We start from the raw sequence: 20,744 nt of genomic DNA on the forward strand, positions 1-20,744 counted from the left end.
CAAGAGGCGCATCCCGGAATGACAATCTAGCGCTTGTCGGGCGCCTCGCGCGTAGCGATCTGCTCGACCAGCTCGACAATGCTGCGCCGAAGCTTGACATCGGCGATCCGCGTGAACGCGCGGGTCAATGCCAAACCCTCCGAGGTCGCGAGGAAATCGGAAACGTAAGCCGGCGAGGTCCCTTCGCTGAAGCCGCCGGTAGAGGCGGTGCCGCTGGGGCCTCCCTCGAACAGGAACGAGACCGGCACCTGAAGGATTTCTGAAATTTGCTGAATGCGGCTCGCCCCGACCCGGTTGGTGCCCTTTTCGTATTTCTGCACCTGCTGGAATGTGAGGCCTAATGCTTCGCCGAGCTTTTCCTGGCTCATGCCAAGCATGATGCGGCGCATGCGCACTCGACTGCCGACATACCTGTCAACAGGGTTGGGCGCTTTGGTCGACATTTCCAACACTCCTTGGGATTACGCCTGCAGGATGAGGCAGTGAAGTTAGGCCTCAGGCGCCAGCATCGTCAAATCTTGCTCCGAAGCTTCGGCACGAATGCGGAAATATTGAGCAAAGAACTGACTCGCTCTCGATGAGCGGGCGCAGAATGCGAATGGCTTGGTCGGTCTGTCAACTGGTGGATTTTTGCGGGACAGATTTTTCTGCCGGTAACCGAAACCAAGTATGAACCCGCACGTGTCTATGAGCGCTTGACGACACGGCGACGAAGCACGATGAGCAGGCCGGCGGCGACCATGATCGCGGCGGGAATATCGCCAATACGTGTATAAATCGTCGGCGCGATGGCCGCGGGCAGGCTGGCATCCAGTACGCCTTCGACGCCGAGGCCGAGCCGAGCGATAACCCGTCCCACGGGATCGATGACTGCGGAGATTCCGGTGTTGGCTGCACGAATCACGGGCAGTCCCTGCTCGATCGCGCGAACGCGTGCCTGCTGCAGGTGCTGATAGGGCCCGGTTGAATTTCCGAACCAGCCATCATTGGTCAGGTTGATCATCCAGCCCGAGCGATCGTCGCGTGACGCAACTTCACCGGGAAAGATCGCTTCATAACAGATCAGCGGTAGCATGCGCGGCGCGCCCGGCACATCCATCGGGCGACGCCGCGCGCCCGCAATGAATCCGCCCTGAACTCTGGTGAGCTGCACGAAGCCGAGCTTTTCCATCCAGTCCTGGAACGGCAGATACTCGCCGAACGGCACCAGATGCACCTTGTCGTAGACCGACAGCACGCTGCCGTCATGATCGATAACATAGATTGAATTATAGGCGCGGGTGACCCGGACGCCGGGCGGCAGATCGGGCGCCCGCACCGAGCCGGTGATCAGGATGGTGCCCTTGGGCAACAGTTCGGCGATCTGCGCCATCGCATCGGCTTCGCGCGTCAGGAAAAACGGAAACGCCGATTCCGGCCAGATCAGGATGCTGGCGTCGCGCACGCCGGTGGATTGCGGCCCGGACGCGCGGTCGGACAGCGCAAGATATTTCTGCATCACCTCCGCCTTGGCGGCGTAGTTGAATTTGACGTCCTGCTGCAGGTTGGGCTGCATGATCCGCAGCTTGACCTTGGCGACCAGCGCGGTCGGCTGCAGCGCCAGGCGCACGCCGCCGAAAATCCCCATCGCGACCAGCAGCGCCAGCGCCATGACCGGTGCGATCCACGGCCAACGCCCGCGGGTGCCGCCATCGATCAGGGTCGCGGGGCTGGCGAAGATCGCAACGCTCAGAAATGTCAGGCCCCACAAGCCGATCAGCGACGCCGTCTGCGCCAGCGCCAGCGGCTCGGTCAGCGCATAGCCGAACGCATTCCAGGGAAAACCCGTGAGCACCTGACCGCGCAGCCATTCGCTCACCGTCAGGCTGGCCGCGAGCGCGATCACCCGTGTGCCTTCCCGGGTCCAGATCAGCCGCGCCAGCGCGAAACCGAATGCGGTGAACAGCGCGAGATAGGCGGGCAGGCCCAGCACGGCGAACGGCAGCAGCCAGGCGAAGGTGGGGGCATCGACCAGGAACGCGTAGCCGATCCAGTACAGGCCCGGCACGAAATAGCCGAGGCCGAACCACCAGCCCGCCATCGCGGCCGCCGGCACGCCGCGCCAGCGTCCGGCGCCGGCGCCATCGATCAGCCAGACCATGACCGGAAAGGTCAGAAACAGCACCGGCCATGCATTGAACGGCGCCATCGCCAGCGCCGACAGCGCGCCTGCGACCAGCGCAATGGCGGCGCGCTTCCAGCCCCAAGCCAGGAGGATCGCCAGAATAGCGGCGCGGAGTTTGTCGGCTGCGATCACTGCGACCCGGCTCCATCGCCGGATCGCGGGCTCGCATTGTCGTTGGCCTGCGGCTGGCCAGCCTCCGCCGCGGTATCGCGGCGGCGGCTCTCGCGCGTCGGCCGCGCCACGGGGCGCTCCTTGCGGGTGGCGATGCGCAGCCGCTTGACGCGCCGCGGATCGGCGTCGAGCACTTCGATCTCGAAATTGCCGGGGCCGGAAATGACTTCGCCGCGTACCGGCAGGCGGCCGACATGGGTCACGAGATAGCCGCCGAGGGTTTCGACTTCCTCGCCGGCCTCGCCGGTGACGAACTCCTCGCCGATCATGGTGCGGACGTCGTCGAGGCTGGCGCGCGCGTCGGCGATGAAGGAATTGTCCGCCTGCCGCACGATCGCCGGCGGCTCGTCGCTGTCATGCTCGTCGTCGATCTCGCCGACGATCTGCTCGACGATGTCCTCGATCGAGACCAGCCCGTCGGTGCCGCCATATTCGTCCACCACCAGCGCCAGGTGAATGCGCGAGGCCTGCATCTGCGCCAGCAGGTCGATCGCCCGCATCGACGGCGGCACGAACAGCAATTTGCGGATGATGTTGGCGTCGGCGAGCGCCATCGCGAGGTTGACCGAGCGCAGGTCGAGCCCGGCCGGCAACGGCTTTTTCTTCTTGGCCTTGCTGGTATCGGGCACGCGCGCGCTTGATGTCATGAAGGCCAGGAGGTCGCGGATGTGAACGATGCCTTCGGGATCGTCGAGGGTTTCGTTGTAGACCACCAGGCGCGAATGCGCCGCGCTTTCGAACAGGCTCATCAGTTCGCCGAGCGCAATGTCGCGCTTGACCGCGACGATGTCGGCGCGATGCACCATCACGTCCGCGATGCGGCGCTCGTGCAGGCCGAGGATATTGCGCAGCATGGTGCGCTCGATGGCGGAAAACCCGACCTCGTCGGGCGTCGAGGCGTCGAGCACGACCTGCAGATCGTCGCGGACCGATCCCGGCTTCCAGCCGAACAGGGTGCGGATCGCACGGGTCAGCCAGTTGTCGGCGGCGGGACGCATCACCTCGCCTTCCTGCACCACCGCCGGCAGGTTGCGGATGTCGCGCGGATTGTCGTGGATCGGGTCGGAGTCCGGCATCTCAGTCCATCCGCTCCCGGCCGGCATCGGGATCCCGATCCGCATAGGGATCTCGATCCGTATACGGATCGGGAATGCCGAGTTGCGCCAGGATCTGCCGCTCGAGGGCTTCCATGGCTTCGGCCTCGCCGTCTTTTTCGTGGTCGTAGCCGATCAGATGCAGGAAGCCATGGATCGCCAGATGGCTGAGGTGATGATCGAACGGCTTTTGTTCGTCGTCGGCTTCCTTCCGCGTGGTCTGGTAGGCGATGGCGATGTCGCCGAGCATGCGCGGCGCGTCGTCGGGTCCAACGGGACCGGTCGGCTGCAGCGCCGGAAACGACAGCACGTTGGTCGGCTTGTCGATGCCGCGCCAATTGCTGTTCAGCGTGCGAATGCCGGCATCGTCGGTCAGCATGACCGCAAGCTCGGCGTCGCCGACATCCGCATCGACGCTCTCGGCCGCCGCCGCGATGGCGCGATGCACCACTGCTTCGGCGTCGGGTTCGGCCTGCCAGCAATCGGCGACGACGAGAACCTCGGGGATGGGAAGCGCAAGGGGCGGCATCGGTCCGGAATTTCCGTTGCGGCCGGGGCTCGTCCCCGGCGCGCGCTTGGCGTCAGAGTTGGGCATCAAGGCCTGCTGGTTACCGGCTTCTGCGGCAATCCTTCATAGGCGGCGACGATCCGCGCCACCAGTTCATGGCGGATCACGTCCTCGGCGGTGAATTTCACTTGGGCAATGCCTTCGACGCCATCGAGCAGTCGCGCGGCTTCCGCAAGCCCCGAAGTCTGGCCGTTCGGCAGATCGACCTGGGAGGGATCGCCGGTGATGATCATGCGGCTGTTTTCGCCGAGCCGGGTCAGGAACATCTTCATCTGCATCGAGGTGGTATTCTGCGCCTCGTCCAGGATGATGACGGCGTTGGTCAGGGTACGGCCGCGCATGAAGGCGAGCGGCGCGATCTCGATTTCGCCGGCCTGCAGCGCGCGCTCGACGATCCGCGAATCCATCAAATCGTACAGCGCATCATAGATCGGCCTCAAATACGGATCGACCTTCTCCCGGAGATCGCCGGGCAGGAAGCCGAGCCGCTCGCCGGCCTCGACCGCGGGGCGCGACAGGATGATGCGATCGACTTCCTTGCGTTCGAACAGTTGGGCGGCATGCGCCACCGCGAGCCAGGTCTTGCCGGTGCCTGCCGGGCCGATGCCGAACACCATTTCGTGGCGTTTCAGCGCGCGAATATACGAGTCTTGCGCGGCGGTGCGCGCCCGCACCGGGCGCTTGCGCAGATTGATGGTCTCGAACGCCGTCTTCGCGGTCTTGGCGTCGAATTCGAACAGCGATCCCTGGGCGATCACGGCGCGAATCGCGCCCTCGACGTCGCCCTGTGCAAGGTCGTGGCCCTGCACCGCCTGCGCATACAGCGTCTCCAGCACGCGCCGCGCGGCATCGCAGCCGTCGCGCGAGCCGGCGATGGTGATGTGATTGCCGCGCGAATCGACCACGACGCCGAGCCGGCGCTCGATCAGCGCCAGGTTCTGTCCGTAGGGTCCGACCAAAGCGGAGGCCGCGCGATTGTCGTCGAAATCGATGACGACCTGCGTTTCGGGCGGGATTTGCATGTCGCGGTCAAATTTGCGGCTGGGAGCGAGTGCAGGCGAATCCGATGCGCTTTTTGGCAAGGGTTCAGGCTCCCGTGATCATGTGAGAGGAATCGGTCATTCGGGCAGGTGCCGGCGGTGCAGGGACCGTTCCGGAGAGTTCGCCGAGCAGGCTGTAGCGCTCGAGGCTGGCGATGGTCACCGGCAATATCTGTCCGATGATGTCGGGGGACGCCATCACATGCGCCGGCTGCAGGTAAGCGGTGCGGCCGACGATCTGGCCGGGGTTGCGGGCGGCGCGTTCGAACAGCACGTCAACGGTGCTGCCAATCGCAGCCAGATTGAAGGCCGCTTGCTGGCCGTCGATCAATTCCTGGAGCCGCACCAATCGCTCGTCCATTTCAGCCGCTGACACCGTCTCCCGCATGTCCGCCGCCGGCGTGCCTGGCCGTGGCGAATACTTGAACGAATAAGCGCCAGCGTAGCCGATTTGCCGGACCAGCGCGAGGGTCGCGGCGAAATCTTCCTCGGTCTCGGTGGGGAAGCCCACGATAAAATCCGATGAAAAAGCAATATTTTGCCGCACCGCACGGAACCGGTCGATGACGCGGCGGTAATCGTCGGCGCTGTGCTTGCGGTTCATCGCCGCCAGGATCCGGTCGGAACCCGACTGCACCGGCAGGTGCACGAAGGGCATCAGCGCCGGCAAGTCGCGGTGCGCCGCGATCAGCGTGTCGTCGACGTCGCGGGGATGGCTGGTCGAATAGCGCAGACGCGCGATCCCGGGGATATCGGCGAGGCGATGCAGCAACGCGCCGAGCGACCAGATCCGTCCCCCAGGCCCTTCGCCGTGATAGGCATTGACGTTCTGGCCGATCAGGGTGATTTCGCGCACGCCGTTGTCGGCCAGTCTCAGCACGTCGTCGACGATTTTCGCCACCGGGCGCGAAACTTCGGCGCCGCGGGTATAGGGCACCACGCAGAACGTGCAAAACTTGTCGCAGCCTTCCTGCACCGTGACGAAGGACGAGACGCCGCGCGCGCGGATCGCATCGGGCTTCGGGGCTGCGAGGAATCCGAATTTGTCCTCGACCGGAAATTCGGTCTCCACCGCGCGGCCGTGGCTCTTCGCCCGCGCCAATAGCTGCGGCAGATGATGATAGCTTTGCGGGCCGACCACGACATCGACCGCGGGCGCGCGGCGGATGATCTCGGCGCCTTCCGCCTGCGCGACGCAGCCGGCCACCGCGATGCTCATCTGGCGGCCGGCTCTGGCGGCCTCGTCCTTGGCGACGCGCAGCCGCCCGAGTTCGGAGTAAACCTTCTCCGACGCCTTTTCGCGGATGTGACACGTGTTCAGAATCACCAGGTCCGCGTCATCCACGCTTGATGTCTCGACAAAGCCTTCGGGCGCCAGCGTGTCCACCATGCGTTGTGCATCGTAGACATTCATCTGACAGCCGTATGACTTGATATGCAGCTTGCGCGGCGGGCTCATGGAACCTGAATGCTGTGCTGAGGTGGCGCCATTACGGCGCGGGGCTCAATTATAGGCTAAAGGGCTGAAAATCCAGCGACAAAGCCCGGATTTCGGCCGATTTGCGCGATCAAATCGGGTAATTGCCGCATATCGCCGAATATCGCGGCGGCCCCGGCGGCGCGCAGCCGGTCGCCGTGACCGGGGCGGCAATGGCTGCCGCCGTAAAAACCGAGCACGGGCATCCCGGCGGCGACCGCGGCGGCGATGCCGGCGAGGCTGTCCTCGATCACCAGGCAGCGCGCCGGCGCCGCCAGCATCTGCCCGGCGGCAAACAGGAACAGATCGGGTGCCGGCTTGCCGCGGTTGACCTGGGAGGCGGAGAAAATGTGGGGCGCCAGCAAATCGTAGAGCCCGGCGCAGCCGAGACCGTGGCGAATTTTCTCCGGCGTGCCGCTCGACGCCACGCATTTCGGCAGGCCGATCGCGGCGATCGCCTCGCTGATATGTGGAATAGTCTTGAGATCGGCGGCGTAGCGCTGCAGCGTCGCCTGCTTCATCTGCGATTCAAAATCGTCGGGAAGCTGCCGGCCGAGTTCGGTTTCGATGGTTTGGCGGGCTTCGCGATCCGACACGCCGAGAAATCGCTCCAGCACCTGGTCCGATGTGATCGGGTAGCCATGGCGCGTCAGGGTTTCCGCATGCGCGGCGCAGGAGATCACTTCGCTGTCGACCAGCACGCCGTCGCAGTCGAAAATGACGAGATCGAAAGGGTCTTTGTCTCGACGCGGTTTATTCACGCGATCAGGATTTGTCGTCGTCCAGCGGGACGCAATACAGTTCCAGCCGGTGATCGACCAGCTTGTAGCCGAGCCTGCGGGCGATTTCGGCCTGCAGCTTCTCGATTTCCTCGTTGGTGAACTCGATCACCTTGCCGTCGCGCAGATTGATCAAGTGGTCGTGATGGCTGTCGCGCATCTGCTCGTAGCGGGCGCGGCCCTCGCGGAAATCATGCCGCTCGATGATCCCGGCGTCCTCGAATAGTTTTACCGTGCGATACACCGTCGAGATCGAGATCTTGTCGTCGACCGCGACGCAGCGGCGATACAGTTCCTCGACGTCGGGGTGATCGATGGCTTCCGCCAGCACACGGGCGATGACGCGGCGCTGTTCGGTCATGCGCATGCCGGTGGCGGCGCAGCGGGCTTCGATACCGGTGGCCTTGGGCACGGGCGTGGATTTCAATGCAGTCATGATTCGTTCGCCTTCGGCACCGCATGATCTGCGATAAGACCATGCGCCCCTTGCAAGGGCCTTTCTGCCACTCCGGGCGCGTTACGACAAGTCGCGACGCATCAGAAGTGCGTTCAATTGTTCCCCGTTGGCCTCCCGGTAATACCGTTCGCGGCGTCCGACGACGGCAAAACCGGCCCGTTCGTAGAGCCGCCGCGCCGGCTGATTATTTTCCTCGACTTCGAGGAATATGGTGCGCACGCCACGGCCCGCCAGATGGCCGAGATGTGTCAGCAGCAGGTTGTGCGACAGGCCACGGCCGCGCTGATCGGCGGCAACCGCGATCGACAGGATCTCGGCCTCGTCGGCGGCCAGCCGCGACACCGCGAAACCGATGATCTTTCGACCCTGCCTCAGCCGATGAACCAGTGTATTGCGCTCGCTCAACATGGTCTCGAATTCGGCTTCGCCCCAGCCGCGGTGAAATGATGCGCCGTGCAGTTGCGCCAGCCGGGCGGCGTCGCGCTGGGTCGCGGGCTCGACCACCGCGGCGCCGCCGCGCCACCATCCGCCGAACCAGGAACGTATTTGACTCATCATGATGAGGGCGGCTGCGCGGCTCTCTGCAGCGCGTCCTGTGAAGGCTTGGCGTCGGGAGCGCGCAGGTAATACGGCCGCGCCGGTGCGGCGTCCGGACTGACCGCGGCGCCGAGCCACGCCACCCAGGCGATGTCGGGCGCCGGTTGCGGATCGACCTTGAACGGAGCCGGCGCATCGGCCGGCCAGCGGTCAGCGAGAATCTGGGCGGCGTTACCGACCAGATGCGGTGCGCCGAACTGTGCCGCGGCGAGCGCTTCCTCGACCGGCGCGACGCGTGGCCGGACCAGCGAACTGCCGTCGCCGCTCACCACCTGAAAATACACATGGTCATGCCGCGCATCGATCGCCGAGATCACCGGCTGCGCGGCGTTCTGGGCGACGACGGGCGCGGCATAGGCCGTCAGCGTGGTCAGCCCGACCACCGGTCTGTTGGCGGCGAGGCCAATGCCGCGCGCCGCGGAGAGTCCGACCCGCAAGCCGGTAAAGCTGCCGGGCCCGGTGGTCACCGCGATGCGGTCGAGCGCAACGTAGGCAACGCCGGACGCCTTGATGACGCGCGCGATCAGCGGCATCAGGGCCTCGGCATGGCCGCGCTTCATCGCCTGCGATTCCTGCGCGATGAGTTGGCTCGTGCTCGTGTCGAGCACTGCGGCGGCGCAGGCATCCAGTGCGGTATCGATGGCGAGGATGAGCATGGGGCAGTTATATCAGCCGCATGCGGCGACGCTAGGCTATAGCTTCGTAGGGTGGGCAAAGGCGCTCTTCGCGCCGTGCCCACCGCTATCTCGAAGTTTCAGGACGGGACGAAAGTTGGTGGGCACGCTTCGCTTTGCCCACCCTACGACGCTCCCAGCTCACATCGGCCGGACTTCGACCACGTCGGGCACGAAATGCTTCAGCAGGTTCTGGATGCCGTGCTGCAGGGTCGCAGTGGAGGACGGGCAGCCGGCGCAGGCGCCCTTCATGTTGAGATAGACGATGCCGTCCTTGAAGCCGCGGAAGGTGATGTCGCCGCCGTCATTGGCGACCGCCGGGCGCACCCGCGTTTCGATCAGGTCCTTGATGGTGGCGACCGTCTCGGCGTCGGCCTCGTTGAAGAACTCGTCTTCCTCGTCGGCGGCCTCGTCGCTGGCGGCAATGCCGTCGGCCAAAAGCGGCGCGCCGGACATGTAATGTTCCATGATGGCGCCGAGGATCGACGGCTTGAGGTGCTGCCAGTCGCTTGAGTCCTTGGTCACGGTGACGAAGTCGGAACCGTAGAACACGCTGGTGACGCCGGGCACGTCGAACAGCCGCGTCGCCAGCGGCGAGCGCGCCGCGGCTTCGCGATTGGCGAATTCCATGGTGCCGCCCTCGAGCACGATGCGGCCGGGAATGAATTTCAGGGTGGCGGGATTGGGCGTGGCTTCGGTCTGGATGAACATGGCTTTCTCCTGCGACACCGGTTCAAGGCCGGCGCGTGGCTGACCTCTTAGCAGATGGCGACGGCGGATGCACGATCAAGGGGCGCAGGGCAGTTCCGCAAAGTGGGTCAGATGCTCACGCTCATCCGATGTTCGGCGCTCTTCTCCCCTCCTCCCACGCGCCCTTGCGCGTGGTGGGGAGGGGTCGGGGGTGGGGGGTCTATCAGCGCATTCGACTGTCAGCGGGTTTGCGGAAGCACCCCCCACCCCCGACCCCTCCCCGCCGCTTCGCGGGGGGAGGGGAGACGACCTACGACAATCCGTCGATATCCGCGTCGCTGAGATCGCCGGGCACGATAATGACGGGAATCGGAAACGAGCCGACCGTCTTGGCCATGGTGGTGATGATCGGGCCGGGGCCCTCCGCACCGGGGTTGGCGGCCAGCACCAGCATCGCGATATCGACGTCCTTGTCGATCACGTCGAGGATCTGGCCGGTGGCGTCGCCTTCCCGGATCACGCGTTCGGGGGTGATCGCGGCGATGCCGTTGGCGCGGCCGGCGGCGCGATCGAGCGCGGCGTTGGCGTTCTCCTCGGCCTCGGCGCGCATGATGTCGGCGACCCCGAGCCATTGCTGGTTCTGGTCCTCGGTCTCGATGACGCGCAGCATCACCACGCCGCCGCCGACGCGGATCGCCCAGCGGCTGGCATAATAGACCGCGCGGTCCCATTCCGCGCTGTCGTCAACGATGACAAGGCATTTCGGCTTGTGGCCGGTCTCGTAGCTTCGTCGCTGGGTGGTCATGCATGTCCCGATGCTGCGCCAAACCGACGCATGCTGCCACGGCGCGGCCCTGCTCCACAAGCGGCTGTGCAGGCGCTTTGCGTTGGATCAATTGTGGCGAAGGCGTGGAAACCTAGCGCTTGCTGACGAAACCGACGATGTCGCGGGTCGCCCGCATGGTTTCGGCGGCGATCACCCGGGCGCGCGCGGCGCCGTCGACCAGCACCGCATCGATGGTGCCGGGGTCCGCCATCAGCCGCTTCATCTCGGAGGCGATCGGCGACAGTTTTGTAACGCACAGTTCGACCAGCGAATTCTTGAAGGCCGAAAATTGCCCGCCGCCGAATTCGCCGAGCAAGTCGGCCTTGGTTCGGCCCGACAAAGCGGCATAGATCCCGACCAGATTGTCGGCCTCGGGACGGGTCTCGAGACCCTTTTCCTCCGACGGCAACGGCTCCGGATCGGTCTTCGCCTTGCGGATTTTCTGCGCGATGGTGTCGGCGTCGTCGGTGAGGTTGATCCGCGAATTGTCCGACGCATCCGACTTCGACATCTTCTTGGTGCCGTCGCGCAACGACATCACCCGCGTCGCGGGGCCGGTGATCAGCGGCTCCGGCTGCGGAAAGAACAAGCCGTCGTTGAAGCCATGGCTGCGGATCGACTCGGAAAAGTCATTGTTGAATTTCTGCGCGATGTCGCGCGACAGTTCGAGGTGCTGTTTCTGGTCTTCGCCAACAGGCACATGGGTAGCGCGATACACCAGAATGTCGGCCGCCATCAGCACCGGATAATCGTACAGTCCGACGGAGGCGGCCTCGCGATCCTTGCCGGCCTTGTCCTTGAACTGGGTCATGCGGTTGAGCCAGCCGATCCGCGCCACGCAATTGAAGATCCACGCCAGCTCCGCGTGTTCGAGCACCTGGCTCTGGTTGAACACGATATGTTTTTTCGGATCGATGCCTGAGGCGATGAAGGCCGCGGTCACTTCGCGGGTATTGCGCGCCAGCTCGGCCGGGCCGCCCCATACCTCCACCGGCTGCGTGATGGCGTGCATGTCGACGACGCAATAGAGACAATTATGCGTCTCCTGCAGTTTGACGAAATTGACGATCGCGCCGAGGTAATTGCCGAGATGCAGATTGCCCGTCGGCTGGACGCCCGAAAATACCCGTTCAACCATCGCCATTGTCAGCTTCCCTGTTTCGGGCCGTCCCATGCCACGCGGGGCCTAGCTGCGCAAGCCGGAAGCCCTGGTTTGGCGGATCGCGGTCACCGCTTCGGCCCAGCTGGTGACGCCGAACCAGGCCAGAAGTCCGCCGTAAACCGCCATTCCGCCCGCGATCAGCACTCCCAGCAGCGCCGCCTGCACGAGGCCGTGTGCGGTTGCCGCTGTGGGCAGTACGAACGCCGCCGCCAGCCACAGCAGCCCGCCCATGACAAGCGCCGCCACGACGATGCGCGGCAGCCGCCGGCACGCGGCGGCATCAATCGAAAAACCGAAGGTCGCAGCACCCTGCCGGATCAGGCTGAGCGCGCTGCTCCACGCCCCGAGCGCGATCGCCGCCGCGATCCCGCGCGCGCCGTAGATATGGCCAAGCACCACGGCCAGCACGATCGCGAGCGCAAATCCCTTCAACGTCGCCCACAGCGGCGTGCGTGTATCCTCGCGCGCGAAAAACGCCGGCGACAGCGCTTTTATCAATACATGCGCGGGCAGGCCGAGCGCCAGCCACATCAGCGCCTGCGCGGTTGCGGCGGTATCGGCCGCGGTGAAGGCGCCGTGCTGGAACAGCAGGCGCACGATCGGTTCGCTGAGCGCGATCAATCCCAGCGTCGCCGGCAGCGCGAGGCCGACGCTGAGTTCGAGCCCGCGCGATTCGGCATGCGCGATGGCGCCGGAATCGTTCGCGCGCACGCCGCGCGTCAGCTCGGGCACCAGCACGGCGCCCATGGCGACGCCGACCAAGCCGAGCGGCAATTCGATCAGGCGATTGGCAAAATACAGCCACGACACCGCCGAGGGCGATGACGAGGCGATGACGGCGCCGCCGAGGATCAGCAATTGCGGCCCCGCGCCGGCGATCATGCCGGGAACCGCCTTGCCGAGAAAGCCGCGCATCTGCGGATCGAAGCTGATGCGCAGCGGCGTTGCGATTCCGCCGCCATGCGACACCAGGATCAGCAATTGCAGCAGCCCGGCCAAACCCACCGTGGCGGCGACGATTAGCGCGGCGAAGCCGGCGTCCTGCCGCCACACCAGCAGCGCCGCCATCACCGCAATCAGCGCGATGTTGAACAGCAGCGGCGAGAAAGCGGTCAGCGCAAAACGTCCCTGCGCGTTCAACAGCGCCATCATCACGGTGACGGGGCCGGCGAAGGCGAGATACGGCAGCATCAACCTGGCGTCGTCGACCGCCAGTTGCAGCGTCGCCGTCGCGGCAAAGCCCGGCGCCAGCGCCGAGATCACCAGCGGCATCAAGAGGCCGATCAAGGCCGCCGCCGCCACCAGTGCGGCGCTGACGGTGCCGAGCACGCTGCCCGCGAACGCCGCCGCCGCCACAGCACCTTCGGTCTCGCGCACCCGCAGCCAGGCCGGCACCAATGAGGCGTTCAGCGCCCCCTCGGTCAGCAGGCGCCTGACGACATTGACCCCCTGAAACGCCACCAGGAACGCATCGGCGACGGCACCCGTGCCGAGCAGCGCCGCCAGCATCGCATCGCGCGCGAAGCCGAGCAGCCGCGAGGCCAGCGTTCCCGAGGAGACCGTGAGGAAGGAGCGGATCATTGTCGTCTTATAGCAGCGTCGCTTGCTGGCCATAGGCCGATCGTGATAGGCCGCAGCACCTAAAACCCCGCCATTGCCGCAACAGGACTGATCGATGACCACAGCGAAATACGACGTTCTCGGGATCGGCAATGCGATTTTCGACGTGCTGGTGCAGACCGACGAGGCCTTTCTGGCCCGCCACGGCATGACCAAGGGCGGCATGGCGCTGATCGACGAGTCCCGCGCGCTGGCGATCTACAACGACATGGGCCCGGCCACCGAAATGTCCGGCGGCTCGGCCGCCAACACCATTGTCGGGATCGCCAATCTCGGCGCCCGCGCCGCCTATGTCGGCAAGGTCCGGGATGACCAGATCGGCCGTCTCTATACCCACGACATCCGCGCCGCCGACGTCACGTTCGAGACCAAGGCCGCGGCCGGCGGACCCGCCACCGGCTGCTCCTACATTCTGGTGACGCCGGACGGCGAGCGCACCATGAACACGTATCTCGGCGCCGCGCAGGACCTGACGCCTGCCGATATCGACGAAGCCCAAATCGCGGCCTCCGGCATCATCTATCTCGAAGGCTATCTCTGGGATCCCAAGAGCGCCAAGGAAGCGTTCGTGAAAGCCGCCACCATCGCCCACGGCGCCGGCCGCCAGGTGGCGCTGACGCTGTCGGATTCCTTCTGCGTCGATCGCTACCGCGACGAGTTTCTCGATTTGATGCGTAAGGGTACCGTCGATCTTATCTTCGCCAACGAAGCCGAGCTGCATTCGCTGTACCAGACGTCCGACTTCGAGACGGCGTTGAAACAGTTGCGCGAGGATACAAAACTCGGAATCGTCACCCGCAGCGAGAAGGGCTGCGTGGTCGCGTCGAAGAACGGTGTCGTCGCTGTGCCGGCCTTCCCGATCGACCGCATGGTCGACACCACAGGCGCCGGCGACCTGTTCGCCGCCGGCTTCCTGTTCGGCCTGGTGCGCGGCTCCGGCTTCGAGAATGCCGGACGGTTAGGGGCGCTCGCGGCGGCGGAAGTGATTCAGCACATCGGGGCGCGGCCGCAGGCCTCGCTGAAGGAACTGGCGCAGCAGAATGGGTTGCCGGTGTAGGGGGTTCTTCACCGCGGCGAGAACGCGGCCCCTGTCCTTGCATCCTCGCCACCCGTGCCCACGGCCTCGAAATTCTCGACGGACCCTACAGCGATTTTAGCAATGTCGACGGTTTCGGCCAGGAATGCACGCAGGGCCGCGATCTCGGATTCGACGGCAAGACCTTGATCCATCCCGGCCAGATCGAGGCCTGCAACGCAATCTTCACGCCGCCGGCGGAGGAAGTCGCCCACGCCCGCAAGATCATCGCGGCGTTCGAGCGGCCGGAGAACGCCGCGCGCGGCGCGATTTCGCTCGACGGCCAGATGGTGGAGCGGTTGCACGCCGACATGGCGAAGCGCACGATTGCGATCGCCGACGCGATCGCGGCGATGGCGCATTGATTCTTCCCTTCTCCCCTTGTGGGAGAAGGTGGCGCGGACGCAGTCCGCGCCGGATGAGGGGTCTCTATCCGCGGAGACAAACCCCTCACCCCTCCGCGATGCTGCGCATCGCGTCCACCCTCTCCCACAAGGGGAGAGGGGAAGAAGAACAATCTCTGCGATGGGACAGTCTTGACGGGATTAATTCCGCTTCAGGCTCAGAATGTAATTCACCAGACTGTCGCTCTCATCCGGCTTGAGGATGAGGTTCGGCATGGTGGGATGGCTGGTCTGAAGGAACACTTTGAGCGAAAGCGCGGTGGTCGCGCGCCTGTCGGCGATCGCGGTGAAATCCGGCGGGCCGCTGCTGGCCCCGGCGGTCGCCGCCTCGATCGAGTGACAATCCTTGCACCAGGCGGCAGCCAGGCGATATCCCGTCGCGCTGTCGGAGGACGCGCCGCCGGCATTGTGCAGCCGGATGAAAAACAGCGCCGCCAGCGCGATTGCGGCGGCCAGCACAATGCGTATCCAGACCGTGCGCGACATCTTCATTTATCCACTGGCCTGCGGCGCCAGACCTTACTGCTTCACCGGTCGGTTCAGGCTGTCAATGGTGGGCGCGTTGAGGCAATATCCCTCATAATGCTCGGCCGAGGTCCCGTCGGCGAGATCGCGGTCGCATTGGCGCTTGCTGGCGCACAAGGCGCAGACCCGTTCCATATCGCGCAGCACCATGGGCTCGGTCCGCGCCAGATCGGCTTCGTCGATGCCGAGAACCTTGAGCAGCTTGGGCAGTTCGTCCGCGGCGTGCGGACCCTGCCGGACCAACTCATCGAGTTCGCTGGGCGACACCCGCAAATCGCTGGCGATCTTGTCGAACTGGGTCGTGTCCATCCGGCGAATCTCGCTGAGGTCCTGCCGGTGCCTGAGCCAGTCGGCAAAGGTATTGATCAGCGCTTCGACGCGAGAAAACGGGTGCTCTTGGGCCGTCATGGGTGCCTCCGCTAGGTGCAGAATTTGACCCATATGAGCGCAACCAGGGGAACGGTCGTTGCGGTAGATCAAGCTCGCCGGCGGCGCCGGAGGCGACCTAAGGCCGGCCGAACCGCTCTGCCGCCCATGCATAGAGGCTGCCGGGCACCGGCGGCTCGTTGCCACGGCCTTTCGGTGAAATGTGCAGCCCCGTGATGTCGGGATCGCCGATCAGGGATGCAAAATCGGAGGGATCGAAGAACAGCGCCGGTTCGGCGTGAACGGCGTAGAACGATTTCTTCGGTAAGGCGTAACCGAGTTCGCCGCCGCGCGCGGCCAGTGCGGTCAGCGCCGCCGGCCCAAAGATCGCGACGCGAATGTCGGCGAGCCGGTTCGATTTGCCGCGCAGCTTGCGCCAGCTGAAGACCATGCGATGCCGTAGCGCCAGCCAGTCCGGCGTCAGCTCGTCCTGCCGCATCAGCGCTTCGAACGCCACGACGATGGGATCGTCCGCCGGCAGATAGAGCACCGAGTTGCCGAGCTGGCGTGGGCGTTCCCAGGCGAAAAAGGGCTTGGCCGGATCGATTTCGACCGGCTTGAGCAGCAGCACGTCGGCGTCGAGCCACAGCCCGGCGCGCTCTGCCATCAGCCGCATCCGGAAAAAATCCGAAAACTGCAGCGTGGTCCAGTCGCGCCAGCTTCCGTCCGGTTGCGGCGGACGTAGCTTTTCGGAGAAGGCGTGCGGCAGGATGGCTTCGGCCTCGGCATTGCCGACGCCGTCGGGCAAGCCCGCCAGCGGATCGAAACTGTAGACGGTGACGTTATGGCCGGCCTCGACCTGCGAGCGGAGGCAGGTCTGGCGCAGGCGGTCGAGCGGGCCATGCCAGAAGGTGACGACGTCAGGCCGCATGCGTCACCTTCCGTAGCGCTTTTGTGCGAAGTGGCTCGCGGGCGAAAGCGTTTTCGAGCGAAGTGGGAACCGGTTCGCGTGAAGAAAACGCGTCTTAATAAAACGAGATCAGGCCCAGGCGCGCGCGGTCCTGGCCTTTTCCTCATAGGCGTCGATCGACGCCTTCTTCTCCATGGTGAGGCCGATGTCGTCGAGGCCGTTCATCAGGCAGTGCTTGCGGAACGGATCGATCTCGAACTTCACCGTGCCGCCGTCGGGGCCGCGGATCTCCTGGGAGGCGAGATCGATCGACAGCGTCGCATTGGCGCCGCGCTCGGCATCGTCGAACAGCTTGTCGAGGTCGTCCTGGGTGACGCGGATCGGCAGGATGCCGTTCTTGAAGCAGTTGTTGTAGAAGATGTCGCCGAACGAGGTCGAGATCACGCAGCGGATGCCGAAATCCAGCAGCGCCCACGGCGCGTGCTCGCGGCTCGAGCCGCAGCCGAAATTGTCGCCCGCGACCAGGATCTTGGCGTGACGATAGGCCGGCTTGTTGAGGATGAAATCCGGGTTCTCGCTGCCGTCGTCCTTGTAGCGCTGTTCCGAGAACAGCCCGGTGCCGAGGCCGGTGCGCTTGATGGTCTTCAGGTACTGTTTCGGGATGATCATGTCGGTATCGACATTGATGATCTTCAGCGGCGCCGCGACGCCTTCCAGCGTGGTGAACTTGTCCATCGGTTGCACTTCTCGGCCAGGGTTTAGCTTCAAGGGTTGGGTTCGGCGGATGGTTTATCGCGAATAGACCCGGCATTAAAGGGCAAATCGCCTGACAAAGCCCTAATCGGCCTGCGCCTCGATCGCCTCCATATCGGCGTCCGACAGGCCAAAATGGTGGCCGATTTCGTGAATCAGCACGTGGCGGACGATATGGCCCAGCGTCTCCTCATGTTCGGCCCAGTAATCCAGGATCGGGCGGCGGTAGAGCCAGACCATGTTGGGCAGCCGGCCGCTGTCGTCATTGCTGCGGAACGGCAGTCCAATGCCCTGAAAAAGGCCGAGCAGGTCGAATTCGCTTTCCGCCCGCATTTCCTCCAGCACCTCGTCGGTCGGGAAATCGTCGACGCGCAGGATCACGCCCTCGCACAACGCGCGGAATCCCTTGGGCAGGCGCTCGAAAATCTCGTGCGCCATGGCCTCCATCTCAGCCAGCGACGGCGCTTTTGCTGTTGTCCACATCGGCTCTGCTTATAGCGTTTTCGAGCGAAGTGGGTACCGGTTCGTGTGAAGAAAACGCGTCAAACAAAGGGCTTCGCGGGTTCCCCCGGCATGCCCTACCGGTTTTGTGGCCCGAATGAGTTGACCTCGGCGCGGCAATCGGAGACGTTGCGGCCACCAACTGGCCTGAGGCGTGATGATGCGGATTGTGACGGCGGCAACACTGGCTGCGTTTGCCGGACTCTTGATGTCCGGAGCGGTCGCGCAGGCGCAAACCGCGCCTTCCGGAATGAGGACTGCCCAGGCCGCGCCGACCGATACGTCGGCACAACAGCGGCGGCGCGTCATCCGCCGCGTGCCGGTGTATCCCCGTGAAGAGTGGCGACCGCCCGTCTATCCCCAGTACAATCCCGGTCGCAATGCGGTGCGCGACTGCACCGCGACCTATGTGCAGGAATACCGGCCGAGCGGCACGGTGATCACGCCGCGCATGAACTGCTATTGGCGGCCCGGCTAGTCATGAAGACGTGGATTGGCGCAGCCATCGTAACGGTAGCTTTGGCCGTTAGCGGCCAGGCTGCGACAGCCGCGGCGTCCTCGAAACCGACGATGCAAACAGCGGCCGCACAGCGCGCGACCGACATCAGCGCGCGGCGCACCCATCGGCGATATCATCACCACGGCTACCGGACGTATCACCGGCCTCACCCCCGTTATTACGCCAGGCCCTATTACTATCGGCCATATCCCTATTCCGTGCCGGCGCCATTCACGTTCGGCTTCGGCTTTGGACCGGGCTGGTGGTAATCGCGGCTAGCTAAGCCCTCGGCGCAAACCCCTTCGCCAGCAGCACGACGGCCTGCGCGCCGGCTTTGCGGTCTTTCGAAATCTCCTGATACTCCGGCGAGTCCGCCCAGGCACGGTAGGCGGCCTCGTCGGGAAACGACATCAGCACCAGCTTGTCGCGATCCCACGTGCCTTCCAGCACCAACGGGTGTTCATCCGCGGACAGCAGCCGCCCGCTGAATTTTCTGAACACGTCGAAGAACCGGGCCTGATAGCGATCATAGGCGGCGCGGTCCGTCATCTTCAGTTGCACGATCACATAGACGGTCATGTGGAATTCCTGTCCGGCGCTGATGCGCGCTTGCTGCCGCAAGCCGCGGCGATCTTGAATTCGCGCTTCATTCATGGCGCGTTCACGTCGCCAAACTTAATTTAATATCGGGAGCGATCGCAAATGGACTTGCCGAACGGCCGATGGCTGCATGGCCTCGCCTTCGTCATTCATTCGGGGAGGTTTTCATGATGAAGGTTCCAGATCGGGGACGCGGCGCGATCCGCAGTTCCTTCCGCTCGTTGGGTCTTGCGGCGGCTGCGATGCTGCTGCTCACGGCCGCGACGGGCCAGCGCGCCGAGGCTTTGTCGCTGATCAATCCCGGTGCCGCGCCATCAGCGAAATACGCCTCGGACGGACTGACGACGGAAGTCAGAGGTGGCCACGGCCATGGTGGCGGCGGTGGCGGTGGCTTCCGGGGTGGCGGTGCAGCCATTCACAGTGGAGGTTTCCGCGGCGGTGGCGCCGTGTTTCGCGGTGGCGGTTTTCGCGCAGCTCCGGCATTCCATCGGGGCGGCGGCTATCGTTTCACCGCGCCGGGAATTGTCCGGCACCATCATGTCGGGCCGCGACGCGCCTACTTCCATCATCGCCACCATATCCGCCCGCGCTACTATGGCTACGCGCCGGTCTACTATCCGCAGCGCTATTACTACCCGCGCCGGTTCTGCAAGGTGGTCTGGACCTATTACGGCCCGCGCAAGATCTGCCGCTATCGCCCGTGGCATCACCACCACTGGCGCGTTCGCCATCGCTTGCCGGTCTATTGGTGAGATCAGCAACGCAGTTGAAATGATTCAGGCGCCCGATGGGGCGCCTGATGTCGGTCGCAGGCCGTCATGGCCGGCGCTCAATCCCAATCTTTCCAGTTCCAGGGCTTGAGCTTCCATGGCGTGAACGTCTGCTCCCGCCACTGCGCCATCCCGTTCGAGCGGTGAGCGAGCCGCGATTCGTGCTTGGCCTCGGGCGCCACGACCTGCCGCACGATGCGCCGCCGCACCTGGCGGGTCGCCTCGCTGATCAGATCGACGAATACCGGCTTGTCGGCCACAGCCCGCTCCCTGCGAAATTCATTCCCGCAAGGGGTCAGTCTGCTCCCGGTTCTTTAACGGGAGGTTTCCGGGAAATGTCAGGGTTGAGGCAAGTGGCGGTTTACCGCCACCTCCTGATCAAGTGGCGGTTTACCGCCACTCCCGGATGTCGACAAAATGCCCGGCGATCGCCGCCGCTGCCGCCATCGCCGGCGACACCAGATGGGTGCGGCCCTTGAAACCCTGACGGCCCTCGAAATTGCGGTTCGAGGTCGAGGCGCAGCGCTCTTCGGGCGCGAGCTTGTCGGGGTTCATGGCCAGGCACATCGAGCAGCCCGGCTCGCGCCATTCGAAGCCGGCCTTGATGAAGATCTTGTCGAGGCCTTCGGCTTCCGCCTGCTCCTTCACGATGCCGGACCCCGGCACGATCATGGCGCTGAGATTGGCATTCACGGTCTTGCCGTCGACGACTTTCGCCGCCGCGCGAAGATCCTCGATCCGGCCGTTGGTGCAGGAGCCGATGAAGATGCGGTCGAGCTTGATGTCGGTGATCTTGGTGCCGGCGGTCAGGCCCATATATTTCAGCGCGCGGTGTTTCGACAGCCGCTTGGCTTCGTCGGCGATCTGGTCCGGATCCGGCACGAAGCCGGATATCGACACCACGTCCTTGGCGCCGACGCCTTCGGGCAGCGGCCCGGAGACGGTGACGCGCATGTTCTTCGCCTTCTTCTGGATCAGCGTCTGGGTGGCGAGCACATGCTCCACCTCGGACGTGCCGATGC

The 20,744-nt window shown here is 64.8% G+C and carries 26 protein-coding genes and 1 pseudogene; 5 read left to right on the top strand and 22 right to left on the bottom strand.

Annotation, left to right across the window (positions count from 1 at the left end; genetic code table 11):
- Window positions 1-26: 26 nt before the first annotated feature.
- The 14 genes from Q7T45_RS10705 to murJ all read right to left on the bottom strand — a co-directional run bounded on the left by Q7T45_RS10705 (window position 27) and on the right by murJ (window position 13,280).
- Window positions 27-443, bottom strand: coding sequence for a helix-turn-helix domain-containing protein (locus Q7T45_RS10705; RefSeq protein ID WP_304870513.1), 417 nt, complete (start codon window positions 441-443; stop codon window positions 27-29).
- A gap of 242 nt (window positions 444-685) precedes the next feature.
- Window positions 686-2,296, bottom strand: coding sequence for an apolipoprotein N-acyltransferase (lnt, locus tag Q7T45_RS10710; RefSeq protein WP_304870515.1), 1,611 nt, complete (start codon window positions 2,294-2,296; stop codon window positions 686-688).
- Window positions 2,293-3,411: a hemolysin family protein gene (locus tag Q7T45_RS10715; protein ID WP_304870517.1), complete on the bottom strand. Its 1,119-nt coding sequence runs from the start codon at window positions 3,409-3,411 to the stop codon at window positions 2,293-2,295. The genes lnt and Q7T45_RS10715 overlap by 4 nt, the downstream gene beginning before the upstream one ends.
- Window position 3,412: 1 nt before the next feature.
- Window positions 3,413-3,958, bottom strand: a complete 546-nt coding sequence (ybeY, locus tag Q7T45_RS10720) for an rRNA maturation RNase YbeY (RefSeq protein WP_304870558.1) — start codon at window positions 3,956-3,958, stop codon at window positions 3,413-3,415.
- A gap of 65 nt (window positions 3,959-4,023) precedes the next feature.
- Window positions 4,024-5,079 (bottom strand): PhoH family protein, encoded by a 1,056-nt coding sequence (locus Q7T45_RS10725; protein WP_304870519.1) that lies wholly within the window; start codon window positions 5,077-5,079, stop codon window positions 4,024-4,026.
- Window positions 5,080-5,083: 4 nt separating this feature from the next.
- The gene (miaB, locus tag Q7T45_RS10730; RefSeq protein ID WP_304870521.1) at window positions 5,084-6,496 is read right to left on the bottom strand and encodes a tRNA (N6-isopentenyl adenosine(37)-C2)-methylthiotransferase MiaB; all 1,413 of its coding nucleotides are present in this window, start codon (window positions 6,494-6,496) and stop codon (window positions 5,084-5,086) included.
- Between the two features lie 56 nt (window positions 6,497-6,552).
- Window positions 6,553-7,275, bottom strand: a complete 723-nt coding sequence (locus Q7T45_RS10735) for an HAD family hydrolase (protein WP_304870523.1) — start codon at window positions 7,273-7,275, stop codon at window positions 6,553-6,555.
- A 4-nt stretch (window positions 7,276-7,279) separates the two neighbouring features.
- Window positions 7,280-7,729, bottom strand: a complete 450-nt coding sequence (locus Q7T45_RS10740) for a Fur family transcriptional regulator (RefSeq protein ID WP_304870525.1) — start codon at window positions 7,727-7,729, stop codon at window positions 7,280-7,282.
- A gap of 81 nt (window positions 7,730-7,810) precedes the next feature.
- Window positions 7,811-8,308: a ribosomal protein S18-alanine N-acetyltransferase gene (gene rimI / locus Q7T45_RS10745; protein WP_370691253.1), complete on the bottom strand. Its 498-nt coding sequence runs from the start codon at window positions 8,306-8,308 to the stop codon at window positions 7,811-7,813.
- Entirely contained in the window at window positions 8,305-9,003 is a 699-nt protein-coding gene (gene tsaB / locus Q7T45_RS10750; protein WP_304870528.1) for a tRNA (adenosine(37)-N6)-threonylcarbamoyltransferase complex dimerization subunit type 1 TsaB, read from the bottom strand. Before tsaB ends, rimI begins: the two co-directional genes overlap by 4 nt.
- Window positions 9,004-9,162: 159 nt before the next feature.
- Window positions 9,163-9,732: a NifU family protein gene (locus tag Q7T45_RS10755; protein WP_304870530.1), complete on the bottom strand. Its 570-nt coding sequence runs from the start codon at window positions 9,730-9,732 to the stop codon at window positions 9,163-9,165.
- A gap of 289 nt (window positions 9,733-10,021) precedes the next feature.
- Window positions 10,022-10,516, bottom strand: a complete 495-nt coding sequence (locus Q7T45_RS10760) for a universal stress protein (RefSeq protein WP_304870532.1) — start codon at window positions 10,514-10,516, stop codon at window positions 10,022-10,024.
- A gap of 112 nt (window positions 10,517-10,628) precedes the next feature.
- The gene (trpS, locus tag Q7T45_RS10765; RefSeq protein WP_304870534.1) at window positions 10,629-11,681 is read right to left on the bottom strand and encodes a tryptophan--tRNA ligase; all 1,053 of its coding nucleotides are present in this window, start codon (window positions 11,679-11,681) and stop codon (window positions 10,629-10,631) included.
- 42 nt (window positions 11,682-11,723) lie between these two features.
- Window positions 11,724-13,280 (bottom strand): murein biosynthesis integral membrane protein MurJ, encoded by a 1,557-nt coding sequence (gene murJ / locus Q7T45_RS10770; protein ID WP_304870535.1) that lies wholly within the window; start codon window positions 13,278-13,280, stop codon window positions 11,724-11,726.
- 94 nt (window positions 13,281-13,374) lie between these two features.
- Here murJ and Q7T45_RS10775 point away from each other — a divergent pair, with 94 nt between their 5' ends.
- Together Q7T45_RS10775 and Q7T45_RS10780 are read left to right on the top strand one after the other, a co-directional pair.
- Window positions 13,375-14,376: an adenosine kinase gene (locus Q7T45_RS10775; RefSeq protein ID WP_304870537.1), complete on the top strand. Its 1,002-nt coding sequence runs from the start codon at window positions 13,375-13,377 to the stop codon at window positions 14,374-14,376.
- Window positions 14,377-14,414: 38 nt separating this feature from the next.
- Window positions 14,415-14,759: pseudogene (locus Q7T45_RS10780) on the top strand (CoA ester lyase); the annotation flags it as partial.
- 180 nt (window positions 14,760-14,939) lie between these two features.
- Here Q7T45_RS10780 and Q7T45_RS10785 read toward each other — a convergent pair.
- From Q7T45_RS10785 to Q7T45_RS10805, 5 genes are all read right to left on the bottom strand, one after another.
- Window positions 14,940-15,284 carry a cytochrome c gene (locus Q7T45_RS10785; RefSeq protein WP_304870539.1) on the bottom strand — a complete coding sequence of 115 codons (345 nt, stop codon included), beginning with the start codon at window positions 15,282-15,284 and terminating at the stop codon, window positions 14,940-14,942.
- 33 nt (window positions 15,285-15,317) lie between these two features.
- Window positions 15,318-15,731, bottom strand: a complete 414-nt coding sequence (locus Q7T45_RS10790; protein WP_304870541.1) for a hypothetical protein — start codon at window positions 15,729-15,731, stop codon at window positions 15,318-15,320.
- Window positions 15,732-15,828: 97 nt separating this feature from the next.
- A complete protein-coding gene (locus Q7T45_RS10795; protein ID WP_304870543.1) occupies window positions 15,829-16,620 on the bottom strand; it encodes a hypothetical protein in 792 nt (263 codons plus the stop codon).
- Window positions 16,621-16,728: 108 nt separating this feature from the next.
- Window positions 16,729-17,334, bottom strand: coding sequence for a 3-isopropylmalate dehydratase small subunit (gene leuD / locus Q7T45_RS10800; RefSeq protein ID WP_304870546.1), 606 nt, complete (start codon window positions 17,332-17,334; stop codon window positions 16,729-16,731).
- Window positions 17,335-17,436: 102 nt separating this feature from the next.
- On the bottom strand, window positions 17,437-17,835 hold the full coding sequence (locus Q7T45_RS10805; protein WP_304870548.1) for a metallopeptidase family protein: 399 nt from the start codon (window positions 17,833-17,835) through the stop codon (window positions 17,437-17,439).
- Between the two features lie 175 nt (window positions 17,836-18,010).
- On the opposite strand from Q7T45_RS10805, the gene Q7T45_RS10810 reads away from it, so the two are divergent.
- The gene (locus Q7T45_RS10810) at window positions 18,011-18,331 is read left to right on the top strand and encodes a hypothetical protein (protein ID WP_304870550.1); all 321 of its coding nucleotides are present in this window, start codon (window positions 18,011-18,013) and stop codon (window positions 18,329-18,331) included.
- Between the two features lie 92 nt (window positions 18,332-18,423).
- Window positions 18,424-18,621 carry a hypothetical protein gene (locus Q7T45_RS10815; protein ID WP_304870551.1) on the top strand — a complete coding sequence of 66 codons (198 nt, stop codon included), beginning with the start codon at window positions 18,424-18,426 and terminating at the stop codon, window positions 18,619-18,621.
- A gap of 10 nt (window positions 18,622-18,631) precedes the next feature.
- Here Q7T45_RS10815 and Q7T45_RS10820 read toward each other — a convergent pair whose 3' ends face one another.
- Complete coding sequence (locus tag Q7T45_RS10820) at window positions 18,632-18,931, bottom strand: DUF1330 domain-containing protein (protein WP_304870553.1); 300 nt, start codon at window positions 18,929-18,931, stop codon at window positions 18,632-18,634.
- Between the two features lie 188 nt (window positions 18,932-19,119).
- On the opposite strand from Q7T45_RS10820, the gene Q7T45_RS10825 reads away from it, so the two are divergent.
- Window positions 19,120-19,704, top strand: coding sequence for a hypothetical protein (locus Q7T45_RS10825; RefSeq protein WP_304870554.1), 585 nt, complete (start codon window positions 19,120-19,122; stop codon window positions 19,702-19,704).
- A gap of 77 nt (window positions 19,705-19,781) precedes the next feature.
- Here the strand turns inward: Q7T45_RS10825 and Q7T45_RS10830 are convergent, their stop codons facing one another.
- Window positions 19,782-19,982 (bottom strand): hypothetical protein, encoded by a 201-nt coding sequence (locus Q7T45_RS10830; protein ID WP_304744634.1) that lies wholly within the window; start codon window positions 19,980-19,982, stop codon window positions 19,782-19,784.
- A gap of 130 nt (window positions 19,983-20,112) precedes the next feature.
- A partial coding sequence (locus Q7T45_RS10835) for an aconitase family protein (protein ID WP_304870556.1) occupies window positions 20,113-20,744 on the bottom strand: 632 nt, incomplete at its 5' end.

The organism is Bradyrhizobium sp. (genome assembly GCF_030646015.1).
Taxonomy (GTDB): domain Bacteria; phylum Pseudomonadota; class Alphaproteobacteria; order Rhizobiales; family Xanthobacteraceae; genus Bradyrhizobium.

Bases quoted from the DNA above. Each gene is read 5' to 3' on its own strand.
- Q7T45_RS10705 (WP_304870513.1), bottom strand. From the start codon at position 443: ATGTCGACCAAAGCGCCCAACCCTGTTGACAGGTATGTCGGCAGTCGA.
- Q7T45_RS10715 (WP_304870517.1), bottom strand. From the start codon at position 3,411: ATGCCGGACTCCGACCCGATCCACGACAATCCGCGCGACATCCGCAAC.
- ybeY (WP_304870558.1), bottom strand. From the start codon at position 3,958: ATGCCGCCCCTTGCGCTTCCCATCCCCGAGGTTCTCGTCGTCGCCGAT.
- miaB (WP_304870521.1), bottom strand. From the start codon at position 6,496: ATGAGCCCGCCGCGCAAGCTGCATATCAAGTCATACGGCTGTCAGATG.
- Q7T45_RS10740 (WP_304870525.1), bottom strand. From the start codon at position 7,729: ATGACTGCATTGAAATCCACGCCCGTGCCCAAGGCCACCGGTATCGAA.
- rimI (WP_370691253.1), bottom strand. From the start codon at position 8,308: ATGATGAGTCAAATACGTTCCTGGTTCGGCGGATGGTGGCGCGGCGGC.
- tsaB (WP_304870528.1), bottom strand. From the start codon at position 9,003: ATGCTCATCCTCGCCATCGATACCGCACTGGATGCCTGCGCCGCCGCA.
- Q7T45_RS10755 (WP_304870530.1), bottom strand. From the start codon at position 9,732: ATGTTCATCCAGACCGAAGCCACGCCCAATCCCGCCACCCTGAAATTC.
- Q7T45_RS10760 (WP_304870532.1), bottom strand. From the start codon at position 10,516: ATGACCACCCAGCGACGAAGCTACGAGACCGGCCACAAGCCGAAATGC.
- trpS (WP_304870534.1), bottom strand. From the start codon at position 11,681: ATGGCGATGGTTGAACGGGTATTTTCGGGCGTCCAGCCGACGGGCAAT.
- murJ (WP_304870535.1), bottom strand. From the start codon at position 13,280: ATGATCCGCTCCTTCCTCACGGTCTCCTCGGGAACGCTGGCCTCGCGG.
- Q7T45_RS10775 (WP_304870537.1), top strand. From the start codon at position 13,375: ATGACCACAGCGAAATACGACGTTCTCGGGATCGGCAATGCGATTTTC.
- Q7T45_RS10785 (WP_304870539.1), bottom strand. From the start codon at position 15,284: ATGTCGCGCACGGTCTGGATACGCATTGTGCTGGCCGCCGCAATCGCG.
- Q7T45_RS10790 (WP_304870541.1), bottom strand. From the start codon at position 15,731: ATGACGGCCCAAGAGCACCCGTTTTCTCGCGTCGAAGCGCTGATCAAT.
- Q7T45_RS10795 (WP_304870543.1), bottom strand. From the start codon at position 16,620: ATGCGGCCTGACGTCGTCACCTTCTGGCATGGCCCGCTCGACCGCCTG.
- leuD (WP_304870546.1), bottom strand. From the start codon at position 17,334: ATGGACAAGTTCACCACGCTGGAAGGCGTCGCGGCGCCGCTGAAGATC.
- Q7T45_RS10805 (WP_304870548.1), bottom strand. From the start codon at position 17,835: ATGTGGACAACAGCAAAAGCGCCGTCGCTGGCTGAGATGGAGGCCATG.
- Q7T45_RS10810 (WP_304870550.1), top strand. From the start codon at position 18,011: ATGATGCGGATTGTGACGGCGGCAACACTGGCTGCGTTTGCCGGACTC.
- Q7T45_RS10815 (WP_304870551.1), top strand. From the start codon at position 18,424: ATGCAAACAGCGGCCGCACAGCGCGCGACCGACATCAGCGCGCGGCGC.
- Q7T45_RS10820 (WP_304870553.1), bottom strand. From the start codon at position 18,931: ATGACCGTCTATGTGATCGTGCAACTGAAGATGACGGACCGCGCCGCC.
- Q7T45_RS10825 (WP_304870554.1), top strand. From the start codon at position 19,120: ATGATGAAGGTTCCAGATCGGGGACGCGGCGCGATCCGCAGTTCCTTC.